Below are 14,010 nucleotides of genomic sequence, written 5' to 3'. Positions count from 1 at the left end.
GCGGCGCGCAGTGATTCCTCCGCGCGCCGCATCCGTCGTATCGACGGTATCAACGTCCTCGTGCCTCAAACGCCCAGCTTGCGCTTGTCGACGACACGCCTGGCCTTGCCCACCGACCGCTCGATCCCATTCACCGGCAACACGTTGACGACGGCCGTGACGCCGATCAACGCCTTGATGTCGTAAGCGAGCGCCTGCTTGGCGGTGTTCAGCGCCGTAGCATCCGGCGCAGTTTCGGGGCAGGGCTCGACGTTGAGCGTCATCACGTCGAGCGGTCCCTCCTTCGTCAGCACGATCTGATAGTGCGGCGCCAGCGCGTGCTGTTTCAGCAGGAGCTCTTCGATCTGAGTCGGGAAGACGTTCACGCCGCGTACGATCATCATGTCGTCGGAGCGGCCCGTGATTTTCTCCATACGACGCATCGTGCGCGCGGTGCCGGGCAGCAGGCGCGTCAGGTCGCGAGTGCGATAGCGGACGATGGGGAGCGCTTCTTTCGTGAGCGAGGTGAAGACGAGCTCGCCGAGCTCCCCATCAGGCAGCACCTCACCGGTTTCCGGATCGATGACTTCCGGATAGAAGTGGTCTTCCCAGATCGTCGGGCCATCCTTCGTTTCCACGCATTCCGACGCCACGCCAGGGCCCATTACTTCGGACAACCCATAGATATCGACTGCGTCGATGCCCATGCGCTTTTCGATCGCGGTGCGCATGTCGTTGGTCCAAGGCTCGGCGCCGAAAATGCCGATGCGCAGCGAGCAATGCGCGGGATCGATGCCTTGCCGCTCGAGCTCGTCGGCGATCGACAGCATGTAGCTCGGCGTCACCATGATGATGTCGGGCTTGAAGTCCTGGATCAGCTGAACCTGCTTTTCCGTTTGGCCGCCGCCGAAGGGAATGACCGTCAGGCCCGCGCGTTCCGCGCCATAGTGCGCGCCGAGACCGCCCGTAAAGAGGCCGTAGCCGTAGCTCACGTGGACTTTGTCGCCGCGCCGTGCGCCTGCCGCGCGAATCGAGCGGGCGACGAGGTTGGCCCAGGTATCGATATCGCGCGCCGTGTACGCGACGACAGTCGGCTTGCCCGTCGTACCCGACGACGCGTGAATGCGCGAGATCTGTTCCTGCGGCACGGCGAACATGCCGAACGGATAATTGTCGCGCAGATCGCTCTTGGTCGTAAAAGGGAAGCGCGCAAGATCGGCTAGCGACTTCAGGTCGTCCGGATGAACGCCGGCGTCGTCGAACTTGCGCCGATAGACCGGCGAATTTTCGTACGCGTGCTTGAGCGACCATTTCAGCCGATCGAGTTGGAGCGCGGCGAGTTCGTCGCGGCTGGCCTTTTCGATTGGCTCGAGCGGGAGCGGGGTAGTCATCGGGTGTCTCCTACATGTTTGCTGATTGGGGCGCGAAGCACGGCGCATGCGATGCGCTTCGCAAAAGCTTTCATTCCGGCGGATGAACGGTGCCGCAAAAGTGCGTTGGGGACGGCGAATCGGCGTCAGCTATCGACCGGGATCACATGACCCTTGATGTGCGCGGACTTGCCGCGAAACATCGCGACGGTTTCGCCGGCGCGGTTCGTCAAGCGAATGTCGTAAATGCCGTTGCGCCCGCTCAAGACTTGCTCGACGGCCTCGGCCGTGAGCACGTCCCCGCCGTGGACCGGCCGCAGGAATTCGATCGAACAACCGGACGCTACGGTATTGATGTTGTACGAGTTGCACGCGAACGCGAAAGTGGAATCCGCGAGCGTGAACATGAGCCCGCCGTGGCAGATGTTATGACCGTTAAGGAAGTCCGGACGCACCGTCATGCGCATCCGCGCATAGCCCGGATGCACTTCGAGCAGCTCGAAGCCGAGCGCGCGACTGCAGGCGTCGGCGTCGAACATGGCCTTTGCCGTGGCGCGCGCCAGTTCGTCGGGCGAGAGGCTTTCGTGGGCGGGTTGGGAGGCCATCTCAACGTCCTTCAAAGCGCGGTGCGCGTTTTTCGATGAAAGCCTGCACGCCCTCGGCGTAATCGAACGACGCGCCGAGTTCGCGCTGCAAGTCGCGTTCGAGATCGAGCTGCTGATCGAGCGATTGCGTCACGCTGGCGCGCATCGCGGCCTTGATGGCGGCAATCGCGCGCGTGGGTTGCTGCGCGAGCCGGGCGGCAAGCTGGGCGGCGGTGCTCGGCAACTCGGCGTCGTCGACGACTTGCCAGATGAGGCCCCAGTTGAGCGCTTGCTCGGCGCTTAGCTTGTCGCCGGTAATGGCGAGCCCAAGCGCACGTGCCATGCCGACGCGCTGGGGCAGAAAGGCAGTCCCTCCCGAGTCCGGCAGCAGGCCGATCTTGACGAACGCTTGAATGAAGCTGCTCGAGCGGGCGGCAAGCACCAGGTCGCAGGCAAGCGCGAGATTGGCGCCCGCACCGGCCGCCGTGCCGTTGACGGCCGCGATGACTGGCAGCGGCAACGCTTGCAGGCGGCGGATCAGCGGATTGAAGTACTGCTCGACCAAGTCGCCCGGGTCCGTCATCGCGCCAGGCGTGAAGTCGAGATCCGCAAGATCCTGGCCGGCACAGAAGCCGCGCCCCGCGCCGGTCAGCACGAGCGCGCGAACGTCGGCTTTTTCGACATCGTCAAGCGCGGCACTCAATTCCTGGTGCATCGCTCGAGTGAAACTATTGAGCTTGTCGGGGCGGTTCAGCGTGATCGTGGTGACGTGCGCTGACGCGTCGATGTCGACGCGGATCGCTTCATAGGGCATCGAATGTCTCCTGTCGATCAGAGTTGGCGCTTTAGCGCCGTACTCTGATCCCATGCTGCGGTTGTCTGGAGTTAGCGCTTTAGCGCTTACTCCAGGCCTGCAGCGGTCGACCCGAGTTAACGCTTTAGCGCTTAGTCGGGTCCCATGCAAAGCTCTCTGACTTCAGATTGCGCGGCGCAGTCGAGCGCCGGCAGCTCGATCAAACGCGCTCGATGGCTAGCGCGATCCCCTGACCGACACCGATGCACATCGTGCAAAGTGCGTAGCGCCCATCGGTTCGTTCGAGTTGGTACAGCGCGGTTGTGATCAGCCGCGCACCGGACGCGCCGAGTGGATGCCCAAGTGCAATTGCGCCGCCGTTGGGGTTCACGCGAGCATCGTCGTCGGAGAGGCCGAGCATGCGCAGCACCGCGAGCCCTTGCGCCGCGAATGCCTCATTGAGCTCGATCACGTCGAACTGGTCGAGGGACATGCCGAGCTGGCTCAGCAGCTTCTGCGTCGCGGGCGCGGGGCCGATGCCCATGATGCGAGGCTCGACGCCGGCCGTCGCCATGCCGATGACACGCGCGCGGCGGCGCAACCCGTACTGCTCGGCGGCTTCGGCATTGGCGAGCAGCAGCGCGCACGCGCCGTCGTTGACGCCCGATGCGTTGCCTGCCGTGACCGTGCCGTCGGGGCGCACGACGCCCTTCAGCTTGGCGAGCGCTTCAAGCGACGTTTCGCGCGGATGCTCATCGAGCGCGACGCGAACCGGATCGCCTTTCTTTTGCGGGATTTCAACCTCGACGATTTCCTGCGCAAGGGTGCCGTCGCGCTGCGCGCGAGCCGCTTTTTGCTGGCTTCGCATCGCGAATGCATCTTGATCGGCGCGGTTGATCGAGAAATCGGCGGCGACGTTTTCCGCCGTCTGCGGCATCGAATCGACGCCGTAGTCGCGCTTCATCAGTGCATTGATGAAGCGCCAGCCGATCGTCGTGTCATGAATTTCCGCCTGGCGCGAAAAAGCGCCCGTGGCTTTACCCATGACGAACGGCGCGCGCGTCATGCTTTCGACACCGCCCGCAATCATCAAGCGGGCTTCGCCTGCTTTGATCGCCCGCGCTGCTGTGCCGACCGCGTCCATGCCGGAGCCGCACAGGCGGTTAAGCGTGGAGCCGGGCGCGGTGGTGGGGAGGCCCGCGAGCAGTGCGCCCATGCGCGCGACGTTGCGGTTGTCTTCGCCGGCTTGATTGGCGCAGCCGTAGATGACGTCGTCGAGCGCGCTCCAGTCGACATTGGGATTGCGATCGATCAGCGCCTTGATGGGCACGGCGGCGAGATCGTCGGCGCGAACGTCTTTAAGGACGCCGCCGTAGCGGCCGAACGGAGTGCGAATCGCGTCGCAGATAAAGGCATCGGACATCTGAATTCCCTGCGAATGGAGCGCCTGCACAGAAGAAGCAGGCGCTTCAGCTCATATTAGTGACGAAGACCGTGGCGTTCGATTCGGCCGAACGCTCTATGCCGTTTGGCCGGCTTCCGCGGGAACGGACTTCGGCGCAACATGGACCCGGCTTTGCACGACGCGAAAGCGATTTGCCACAAACGCTGCGTCAGCCAGCGCCGCGTTGGCGGCCGGATTGGCGCCGGTGCCGTGGAAATCGGAGAACGCTGCCGACTGATTGACGAAAACGCCGCCCGTCAGGTTGATCGAGAGCGCTACGCCGCCGCGGACCGACGCCTCATGTGCCGCTTCGAGCGTCTTGTCGTCAGTGCTGTAGACGGAGAACGTGAGCGCGCCGTGTTCGGCGGCGATGGAGCCCGCGAGATCGAGGGACTGAGCGGTCGAATCGGTCGCGATCACGAACGAGATCGGGCCGAACCACTCGCCGGTGAATTGGCTGGCGTCTTTCGCGGCGTCGAGTTGCAGAACGAGCGGCGTACGAACCCGTGCACCAGGGAAGGCGGGGTGTTCGAGCGACTGGCTTTCCACGAGGATATGGCCAAGCGAGCGGGCTTCATCGATTCGGCGCGCGACACCGTCGTTCTGGATCGCGCCGAGCAGTTCGACTGCGCGTGCCGGATCGGCCACAAGTTTCTGTACGGCGCCCGCGAGCGCTTGCGCGACGTCGTCGAAGCTCAAATGCCCGTCGGCAGTGCGGATACCGTCGCGCGGCACATAGATGTTTTGCGGAGCGGTGCACATTTGGCCCGAATAGAGCGCGAGCGAGAAGGCGATGTTCCGGACGACGGCTTTGATGTCGTCGGCCGAGTCGATCACGATCTGATTGACCCCCGCCTTTTCGGTGAACACCTGAGCTTGGTGGGCGTTGCGTTCGAGCCAGGTGCCGTTTTGCGTGCTGCCGGTGAAGTCGATCAGCTTGACGTCCGGACGCAGCGCAAGATCTTGTACGAGGGCGCCGTCGTTCGGTTCCGTTGCAAGCAGCGTGACGACGTTCGGGTCGAAGCCGGCCTCGCGCAGCACGTCGCGCGCGATACGAACCGTAATGGCGAGCGGCAGAATGGCGCCGGGATGGGGTTTGACGATGACCGCGTTGCCCGTCGCCAAGTCGGCGAAAAGACCCGGGTAGCCGTTCCAAGTCGGAAACGTGCAGCAGCCGAGGACAAGTCCGAGGCCGCGCGGGGCAATCGTGTAGCGCTTTTGCATGGCGAGCGGCGGGTTTTTGCCTTGCGGCTTTTCCCAGTGAGCCTCCGACGGAATGCGCCGCAATTCGTCCCATGCGTAGGCGATCGCTTCGAGCGCGCGGTCTTGCGCGTGCGGGCCGCCTGCCTGGAACGCCATCATGAATGCCTGGCCGGTCGTATGCATCACGCCGTAGGCAATCTCGAAACTGGCGCGGTTCAAGCGGGCCAGAATCTCGAGGCTCACGCCAACCCACGCCTTGGGGCCCGCAGCGCGCCAGCTTTGCTGGGCCGTCTTCGCCGCGGCGATGAGCGTTTCGACATCCGCCTTCGGATAGCGGACCCCCAGCGCGAAGCCATAGGGCGACTGCTCGGCGCCGACGGTCTCACCGTTGGTTGGCTGGTCGAGTTCAAACGCGTGATCGAGGTGGGCCTTGAATGCAGCCTCGCCGTCGGCGTTGCCGGTTTCCCCGTACACTTTGGGACTCGGCATTTCTGCAAACGGGCTCCAATAGCCGCGCGATTCGATGGCGGCGAGGGCGTTGTTCAGCGTGTCTTCGTGCTTCGTGAATAGGGCATGTGTCATGGCGGAGAAGGGGGTGGCTGAGCGATTGGGGAAACCTGCCGATTAATTGACCGACCGGTTGGTCGAAGAATGGTAGCATCATTCAAACGCACGCGGGAAGGGTTTTCGCGTTTCTTTGATCTATAAGGAGGATGCATGGCGTACGAGAACATTTTGGTCGAGACCCGAGGGCGGGTCGGACTGGTGACGCTGAATCGCCCGAAGGCGCTCAACGCGCTCAACGACGCGCTGATGGACGAGTTGGGTGCCGCTCTCAAGGCATTCGACGCCGACGACGGCATCGGCGCTATCGTTCTGACGGGCAGCGAAAAGGCGTTCGCTGCGGGTGCAGACATCGGGATGATGGCGACCTATTCCTATATGGATGTCTATAAGGGCGACTACATCACCCGCAACTGGGAGACGGTGCGCTCGATCCGCAAGCCGATCATTGCTGCGGTCGCGGGCTTCGCGCTCGGTGGTGGCTGCGAGTTGGCGATGATGTGCGACATCATCATTGCGGCGGATACGGCCAAGTTCGGCCAGCCGGAGATCAAGCTCGGCATCATGCCTGGCGCCGGCGGCACGCAGCGCTTGCCGCGCGCGGTTTCCAAGGCGAAAGCGATGGACATGTGCCTGACTGCGCGCTTCATGGATGCGTCGGAGGCTGAGCGTGCAGGGTTGGTGTCGCGCGTGGTTCCGGCTGCGACGGTAATCGATGAAGCGGTGACGGCTGCCGCGACGATCGCGGAGTTTCCTTTGCCGGCGGTCATGATGGTGAAGGAGTCGGTCAACCGCGCATATGAAACGACGCTTGCCGAAGGGGTTCATTTCGAGCGGCGCCTCTTTCACTCGCTCTTTGCAACTGAGGATCAGAAGGAGGGAATGGCGGCGTTCGTCGAGAAGCGCAAACCTGTGTTCAAGCACAAGTAGGCCCGACTTCAAAATACCGCTTGCCAGGTATGCGGAGGGTGGCTAGAATCTCGGTCTTTCGCGCTTCGGAGTGAAGCGCGGGGGAAGCGAGGCAGGTCGGGTGCAAGCTGGACGAAGCCCGATGTAGCAAGGCTTTCGGCGGGGTTGATAAGTTTGAGTGGTTAAAAAACTTGTTGACGAGTGACGAAAGAGTCTGCATAATCTCATTTCTCTGCTGCTGATGCAGCGACGCAAGACGGTAGCGAAGTTCGGTGCTGTTGCGCGATGCGATCTTTAACAATTTACAGCCGATAAGTGTGGGCGCTTGATGGCGATGCGAGGCGGATCTTTCGGGGTCTGCTCCAAGCAAAAGTATCAAGTCTCACACAGTATTAGAGGAAGGTTTATCCGTCGAAAGATGGATTAATCATCGTCAGTACGTTGAGTGAGCGACCGGTTCTACGGAACCGAAAACAGTAACAGGCATTGAACTGAAGAGTTTGATCCTGGCTCAGATTGAACGCTGGCGGCATGCCTTACACATGCAAGTCGAACGGCAGCACGGGGGCAACCCTGGTGGCGAGTGGCGAACGGGTGAGTAATACATCGGAACGTGTCCAGTAGTGGGGGATAGCCCGGCGAAAGCCGGATTAATACCGCATACGATTTTAGGATGAAAGCGGGGGACCGAAAGGCCTCGCGCTATTGGGGCGGCCGATGGCAGATTAGCTAGTTGGTGGGGTAAAGGCCTACCAAGGCGACGATCTGTAGCTGGTCTGAGAGGACGACCAGCCACACTGGGACTGAGACACGGCCCAGACTCCTACGGGAGGCAGCAGTGGGGAATTTTGGACAATGGGGGCAACCCTGATCCAGCAATGCCGCGTGTGTGAAGAAGGCCTTCGGGTTGTAAAGCACTTTTGTCCGGAAAGAAATCCTTGGCCCTAATATGGCTAGGGGATGACGGTACCGGAAGAATAAGCACCGGCTAACTACGTGCCAGCAGCCGCGGTAATACGTAGGGTGCGAGCGTTAATCGGAATTACTGGGCGTAAAGCGTGCGCAGGCGGTTCGCTAAGACCGATGTGAAATCCCCGGGCTTAACCTGGGAACTGCATTGGTGACTGGCGGGCTAGAGTATGGCAGAGGGGGGTAGAATTCCACGTGTAGCAGTGAAATGCGTAGAGATGTGGAGGAATACCGATGGCGAAGGCAGCCCCCTGGGCCAATACTGACGCTCATGCACGAAAGCGTGGGGAGCAAACAGGATTAGATACCCTGGTAGTCCACGCCCTAAACGATGTCAACTAGTTGTTGGGGATTCATTTCCTTAGTAACGTAGCTAACGCGTGAAGTTGACCGCCTGGGGAGTACGGTCGCAAGATTAAAACTCAAAGGAATTGACGGGGACCCGCACAAGCGGTGGATGATGTGGATTAATTCGATGCAACGCGAAAAACCTTACCTACCCTTGACATGGACGGAACCCTGCTGAAAGGTGGGGGTGCTCGAAAGAGAACCGTCGCACAGGTGCTGCATGGCTGTCGTCAGCTCGTGTCGTGAGATGTTGGGTTAAGTCCCGCAACGAGCGCAACCCTTGTCCTTAGTTGCTACGCAAGAGCACTCTAAGGAGACTGCCGGTGACAAACCGGAGGAAGGTGGGGATGACGTCAAGTCCTCATGGCCCTTATGGGTAGGGCTTCACACGTCATACAATGGTCGGAACAGAGGGTCGCCAAGCCGCGAGGTGGAGCCAATCCCAGAAAACCGATCGTAGTCCGGATTGCACTCTGCAACTCGAGTGCATGAAGCTGGAATCGCTAGTAATCGCGGATCAGCATGCCGCGGTGAATACGTTCCCGGTCTTGTACACACCGCCCGTCACACCATGGGAGTGGGTTTTACCAGAAGTGGCTAGTCTAACCGCAAGGAGGACGGTCACCACGGTAGGATTCATGACTGGGGTGAAGTCGTAACAAGGTAGCCGTATCGGAAGGTGCGGCTGGATCACCTCCTTTCTCGAGCTTAACGCGTCAAAGTTAAGCGCTCACGCTTATCGGCTGTAGATAAAGACAGGCTTAAGGGGTCTGTAGCTCAGTCGGTTAGAGCACCGTCTTGATAAGGCGGGGTCGTTGGTTCGAATCCAACCAGACCCACCAATTGTCTGCGGTGGCTGGAGCTCGGAACCCTTGGAGTGTCAGGTACGGGGGATTAGCTCAGCTGGGAGAGCACCTGCTTTGCAAGCAGGGGGTCGTCGGTTCGATCCCGTCATCCTCCACCAATCACTAATGATAAGGACTTGATCCGAGTGAGGATCGAGTGTTTGTCATTGGCGATTGAGCCAGTCAGAGCGGTAAGTGAAAGCTTATCGGCTGTCGTTCTTTAACAATCAGGAAGAAGTAGTAATGGATAGCGAAAGCGCTTAGAGATGGGCGTGGACGCTATCTGGGTTGTGATTGTATCGATGTATCTCAAGATGATTCGAACTTAATGTTCGGCTCAATTGGAATACGGCACAACGCGAAAACTCAACCTATGACGGGTGTGCTTGGAAGCGGACGCGAAAGCGCAAGCGAGCGAGACGCACTAGTTATAGGGTCAAGCGAACAAGTGCATGTGGTGGATGCCTTGGCGATCACAGGCGATGAAGGACGCGGTAGCCTGCGAAAAGCTTCGGGAGCTGGCAAACAAGCTTTGATCCGAAGATGTCCGAATGGGGAAACCCGGCCCGTATGGGTCATCCTAGACTGAATACATAGGTCTAGTGAAGCGAACGCGGTGAACTGAAACATCTAAGTAACCGCAGGAACAGAAATCAACCGAGATTCCCAAAGTAGTGGCGAGCGAAATGGGATCAGCCTTGTACCTTTTATCTTAGTTGTTAGCCGAACGCTCTGGAAAGTGCGGCCATAGCAGGTGATAGCCCTGTAGGCGAAAACAGTTAGGAAGAACTAGGGGTACGACAAGTAGGGCGGGACACGTGAAATCCTGTCTGAAGATGGGGGGACCATCCTCCAAGGCTAAATACTCGTGATCGACCGATAGTGAACCAGTACCGTGAGGGAAAGGCGAAAAGAACCCCGGGAGGGGAGTGAAATAGATCCTGAAACCGCATGCATACAAACAGTCGGAGCCTCGCAAGGGGTGACGGCGTACCTTTTGTATAATGGGTCAGCGACTTACGTTCAGTAGCAAGCTTAACTGATTAAGGCAGGCGTAGCGAAAGCGAGTCCGAATAGGGCGTTCAGTTGCTGGGCGTAGACCCGAAACCAAGTGATCTATCCATGGCCAGGTTGAAGGTGCGGTAACACGTACTGGAGGACCGAACCCACTAACGTTGAAAAGTTAGGGGATGAGCTGTGGATAGGGGTGAAAGGCTAAACAAACTTGGAAATAGCTGGTTCTCTCCGAAAACTATTTAGGTAGTGCCTCGTGTATCACCTTCGGGGGTAGAGCACTGTCATGGTTGAAGGGTCCATTGCGGATTACTTCGCCATAGCAAACTCCGAATACCGAAGAGTGCAATCACGGGAGACAGACATCGGGTGCTAACGTCCGGTGTCAAGAGGGAAACAACCCAGACCGCCAGCTAAGGTCCCCAAATATGGCTAAGTGGGAAACGAAGTGGGAAGGCTAAAACAGTCAGGAGGTTGGCTTAGAAGCAGCCATCCTTTAAAGAAAGCGTAATAGCTCACTGATCGAGTCGTCCTGCGCGGAAGATGTAACGGGGCTAAGCCATATACCGAAGCTGCGGATGCACATTTATGTGCATGGTAGGAGAGCGTTCCGTAAGCCTGCGAAGGTGCGTTGAAAAGCGTGCTGGAGGTATCGGAAGTGCGAATGCTGACATGAGTAGCGATAAAGGGGGTGAAAGGCCCCCTCGCCGTAAGCCCAAGGTTTCCTACGCAACGTTCATCGGCGTAGGGTGAGTCGGCCCCTAAGGCGAGGCAGAAATGCGTAGCTGATGGGAAGCAGGTCAATATTCCTGCACCATTGTTAAATGCGATGGGGGGACGGATCGCGGAAGGTTGTCCGGGTGTTGGACGTCCCGGTCGCTGCATTGGAGAAGGTGCTTAGGCAAATCCGGGCACAGGATTCAAGGGTGTGGCGCGAGCGACTTCGGTCGCGAAGCAATTGGAAGTGGTTCCAAGAAAAGCCTCTAAGCTTCAGTTTAACAATGACCGTACCGCAAACCGACACAGGTGGGCGAGATGAGTATTCTAAGGCGCTTGAGAGAACTCGGGAGAAGGAACTCGGCAAATTGGTACCGTAACTTCGGGATAAGGTACGCCCCTGTAGCTTGACTGGCCTGCGCCGGAAGGGTGAAGGGGTTGCAATAAACTGGTGGCTGCGACTGTTTAATAAAAACACAGCACTCTGCAAACACGAAAGTGGACGTATAGGGTGTGACGCCTGCCCGGTGCCGGAAGATTAAATGATGGGGTGCAAGCTCTTGATTGAAGTCCCGGTAAACGGCGGCCGTAACTATAACGGTCCTAAGGTAGCGAAATTCCTTGTCGGGTAAGTTCCGACCTGCACGAATGGCGTAACGATGGCCACACTGTCTCCTCCCGAGACTCAGCGAAGTTGAAGTGTTTGTGATGATGCAATCTCCCCGCGGCTAGACGGAAAGACCCCATGAACCTTTACTGTAGCTTTGCATTGGACTTTGAACCGATCTGTGTAGGATAGGTGGGAGGCTATGAAACCGGAACGCTAGTTTCGGTGGAGCCGTCCTTGAAATACCACCCTGGTTTGTTTGAGGTTCTAACCTTGGCCCGTGATCCGGGTCGGGGACAGTGCATGGTAGGCAGTTTGACTGGGGCGGTCTCCTCCCAAAGTGTAACGGAGGAGTACGAAGGTACGCTAGGTACGGTCGGAAATCGTGCTGATAGTGCAATGGCATAAGCGTGCTTAACTGCGAGACCGACAAGTCGAGCAGGTGCGAAAGCAGGTCATAGTGATCCGGTGGTTCTGTATGGAAGGGCCATCGCTCAACGGATAAAAGGTACTCTGGGGATAACAGGCTGATACCGCCCAAGAGTTCATATCGACGGCGGTGTTTGGCACCTCGATGTCGGCTCATCTCATCCTGGGGCTGTAGCCGGTCCCAAGGGTATGGCTGTTCGCCATTTAAAGAGGTACGTGAGCTGGGTTTAAAACGTCGTGAGACAGTTTGGTCCCTATCTGCCGTGGGCGTTGGATATTTGAAGGGGGCTGCTCCTAGTACGAGAGGACCGGAGTGGACGAACCTCTGGTGTACCGGTTGTCACGCCAGTGGCATCGCCGGGTAGCTATGTTCGGAAGAGATAACCGCTGAAAGCATCTAAGCGGGAAACTCGCCTTAAGATGAGATATCCCCGGGGACTTGATCCCCTTGAAGGGTCGTTCGAGACCAGGACGTTGATAGGTCGGGTGTGGAAGCGCAGTAATGCGTTAAGCTAACCGATACTAATTGCCCGTACGGCTTGATCCTATAACCAGTGCGTTTCTGTCGACCAGTGTTAGCGCTTCAGCGCTTACTCTGGTCCCATGCAGAGCAACACGCCCAAGGTTGAGATCAACCGCGTTGTGCACACAGTCACAACCCAATCCATTACACACCCTACTTCTTCCCAGATTGGCTGCGCCGCCTCAAGCGATGCAGCAACAAGTCATGCCTGATGACCATAGCGAGTTGGTACCACCCCTTCCCATCCCGAACAGGACCGTGAAACGACTCCACGCCGATGATAGTGCGGATGCCCGTGTGAAAGTAGGTAATCGTCAGGCTTCTCTATACGTCCACAACCCCACCCCTCAAAGGTGGGGTTGTGGCGTTTACGCGCTAGAAAAACATTCAAGCGTCAACTCGAATCGGTAAGCGGCCCGGCGCAGCGGGCCACTTTTGCGAACATCTCTCCCTCTCCTTACGCCTTCGCCGTAGCCAAGAAGCGCTGGGCAAGTCCCACCCAATACGTTGATCCAATGGGCAGCAATTCGTCGTTGAAGTCGTAGCTTGCGTTGTGCAGCATGCACGGTCCGGCGCCGTGACCCATCTCGCGATGACCTCCATCGCCATTGCCAATAAACGCGTAGCAGCCAGGTTTTGCCAGCAGCATGAAGGAAAAATCCTCGGCGCCCATCGTCGGCTCGACGGCGTCATCGACGTGGTCAGCGCCCGCAATTTCCCTCATGACCTCCGCGGCGAACTGCGTTTCCTTGGGGCTATTGATCGTCGGAGGGTAGTTCCGGAGGAACGTCACGTCGGCAGAGCAGTCGTAGGCCGAAGCCGTCGCCTCGACGATCTTTCGCAAGCGCGACTCGATCAAATCGAGCGTCTCGGTCGTGAACGTGCGTACGGTTCCTGCGAGCCACGCGTCGTCTGGGACGACATTCACCGCGTCGCCGGCGTGAATTTGCGTGATTGAAAGGACCGCCGTATCAATCGGCTTCTTGTTCCTCGTAATAATGCTCTGCAGGGCGTTCGCGATTTGAACCGCGGTGAACACCGGGTCGCGACCATTATGCGGCAACGCGGCATGCGCCCCGACGCCCTTGATGTCGATGCGAAACTCATTGCTCGACGCCATGATCGGGCCCTCGGTCACGCCAAAGTGACCTGCGGGCATGTCCGGCCAGTTGTGCATCCCAAATACCGCATCCACGGGAAATCGAGTAAACAGGCCGTCGTCGATCATCGCCTTTGCGCCCGCACCGCCTTCCTCGGCAGGTTGGAAGATGAAGACGATCGTTCCGTCAAAATCGCCATGTTTTGCAAGGAATTGCGCGGCGCCGAGAAGCATCGCCGTGTGTCCGTCGTGGCCGCAGGCGTGCATCTTTCCCGAATTTTGCGAACGATGCTCGAAGGTGTTGAGCTCTTGAATCGGCAGGGCATCCATATCGGCGCGAAGGCCGATCGAACGTGACCCGGTACCACGCTTCAGCACACCGACAACGCCTGTTTTGCCCAGACCGCGGTGCACTTCAATGCCCCATTCCGTGAGTTGTTGAGCAACCAAATCGGCGGTCTTGATTTCTTCGTAGCGCAACTCGGGATGCGAGTGGATCGTTCGTCGAAGAGATTGGATTTCGCCTCGCGCGGCTTGAATTTCAGGGATGAGTTTCATGATGCGTTCGACTTCGTTGTGCGTTGCGTCTTGAAGACGGAGTGGATGCTTGTTG

At 58.8% G+C, this 14,010-nt stretch carries 7 protein-coding genes, 2 tRNA genes and 3 rRNA genes; 6 read left to right on the top strand and 6 right to left on the bottom strand.

Going from position 1 to position 14,010, the window contains the following annotated elements:
- Window positions 1–65 precede the first annotated feature (65 nt).
- The 5 genes from paaK to paaN all read right to left on the bottom strand — a co-directional run bounded on the left by paaK (window position 66) and on the right by paaN (window position 5,955).
- Entirely contained in the window at window positions 66–1,370 is a 1,305-nt protein-coding gene (paaK, locus tag FAZ95_RS19425) for a phenylacetate--CoA ligase PaaK (protein ID WP_137333931.1), read from the bottom strand.
- A 125-nt stretch (window positions 1,371–1,495) separates the two neighbouring features.
- Window positions 1,496–1,954: a hydroxyphenylacetyl-CoA thioesterase PaaI gene (paaI, locus tag FAZ95_RS19420; protein WP_175425647.1), complete on the bottom strand. Its 459-nt coding sequence runs from the start codon at window positions 1,952–1,954 to the stop codon at window positions 1,496–1,498.
- Window position 1,955: 1 nt separating this feature from the next.
- Entirely contained in the window at window positions 1,956–2,747 is a 792-nt protein-coding gene (paaG, locus tag FAZ95_RS19415) for a 2-(1,2-epoxy-1,2-dihydrophenyl)acetyl-CoA isomerase PaaG (protein WP_137333930.1), read from the bottom strand.
- Between the two features lie 199 nt (window positions 2,748–2,946).
- On the bottom strand, window positions 2,947–4,149 hold the full coding sequence (gene pcaF, locus FAZ95_RS19410; protein WP_137333929.1) for a 3-oxoadipyl-CoA thiolase: 1,203 nt from the start codon (window positions 4,147–4,149) through the stop codon (window positions 2,947–2,949).
- 96 nt (window positions 4,150–4,245) lie between these two features.
- Window positions 4,246–5,955, bottom strand: coding sequence for a phenylacetic acid degradation protein PaaN (gene paaN / locus FAZ95_RS19405; protein ID WP_137333928.1), 1,710 nt, complete (start codon window positions 5,953–5,955; stop codon window positions 4,246–4,248).
- Window positions 5,956–6,090: 135 nt separating this feature from the next.
- On the opposite strand from paaN, the gene FAZ95_RS19400 reads away from it, so the two are divergent.
- From FAZ95_RS19400 to rrf, 6 genes are all read left to right on the top strand, one after another.
- A complete protein-coding gene (locus tag FAZ95_RS19400) occupies window positions 6,091–6,867 on the top strand; it encodes an enoyl-CoA hydratase (protein WP_137333927.1) in 777 nt (258 codons plus the stop codon).
- A 467-nt stretch (window positions 6,868–7,334) separates the two neighbouring features.
- Window positions 7,335–8,864 (top strand): 16S ribosomal RNA (locus FAZ95_RS19395).
- A gap of 65 nt (window positions 8,865–8,929) precedes the next feature.
- A tRNA-Ile gene (locus FAZ95_RS19390) sits at window positions 8,930–9,005 on the top strand.
- 46 nt (window positions 9,006–9,051) lie between these two features.
- A tRNA-Ala gene (locus FAZ95_RS19385) sits at window positions 9,052–9,127 on the top strand.
- Window positions 9,128–9,442: 315 nt separating this feature from the next.
- Window positions 9,443–12,322, top strand: a 23S ribosomal RNA gene (locus FAZ95_RS19380).
- Between the two features lie 183 nt (window positions 12,323–12,505).
- Window positions 12,506–12,618 (top strand): 5S ribosomal RNA (gene rrf, locus FAZ95_RS19375).
- The 16S, 23S and 5S rRNA genes sit together here with 2 tRNA genes alongside, the layout of an rRNA operon.
- A 137-nt stretch (window positions 12,619–12,755) precedes the next feature.
- Here rrf and FAZ95_RS19370 read toward each other — a convergent pair.
- On the bottom strand, window positions 12,756–13,955 hold the full coding sequence (locus FAZ95_RS19370) for a M20 aminoacylase family protein (RefSeq protein WP_137333926.1): 1,200 nt from the start codon (window positions 13,953–13,955) through the stop codon (window positions 12,756–12,758).
- Window positions 13,956–14,010: the final 55 nt, after the last annotated feature.

It is taken from the genome of Trinickia violacea (assembly GCF_005280735.1).
In the GTDB taxonomy this organism is placed as follows: Bacteria; Pseudomonadota; Gammaproteobacteria; order Burkholderiales; family Burkholderiaceae; genus Trinickia_A; species Trinickia_A violacea.
The sequence above is the reverse complement of the archived record's forward strand: the minus strand, read 5'-3'. Positions and strand labels throughout refer to the sequence as shown.

Coding starts and splice junctions, on each gene's coding strand:
- paaN (WP_137333928.1), bottom strand. CDS start 5,955: ATGACACATGCCCTATTCACGAAGCACGAAGACACGCTGAACAACGCC.
- FAZ95_RS19370 (WP_137333926.1), bottom strand. CDS start 13,955: ATGAAACTCATCCCTGAAATTCAAGCCGCGCGAGGCGAAATCCAATCT.
- paaK (WP_137333931.1), bottom strand. CDS start 1,370: ATGACTACCCCGCTCCCGCTCGAGCCAATCGAAAAGGCCAGCCGCGAC.
- FAZ95_RS19400 (WP_137333927.1), top strand. CDS start 6,091: ATGGCGTACGAGAACATTTTGGTCGAGACCCGAGGGCGGGTCGGACTG.
- paaI (WP_175425647.1), bottom strand. CDS start 1,954: ATGGCCTCCCAACCCGCCCACGAAAGCCTCTCGCCCGACGAACTGGCG.
- pcaF (WP_137333929.1), bottom strand. CDS start 4,149: ATGTCCGATGCCTTTATCTGCGACGCGATTCGCACTCCGTTCGGCCGC.
- paaG (WP_137333930.1), bottom strand. CDS start 2,747: ATGCCCTATGAAGCGATCCGCGTCGACATCGACGCGTCAGCGCACGTC.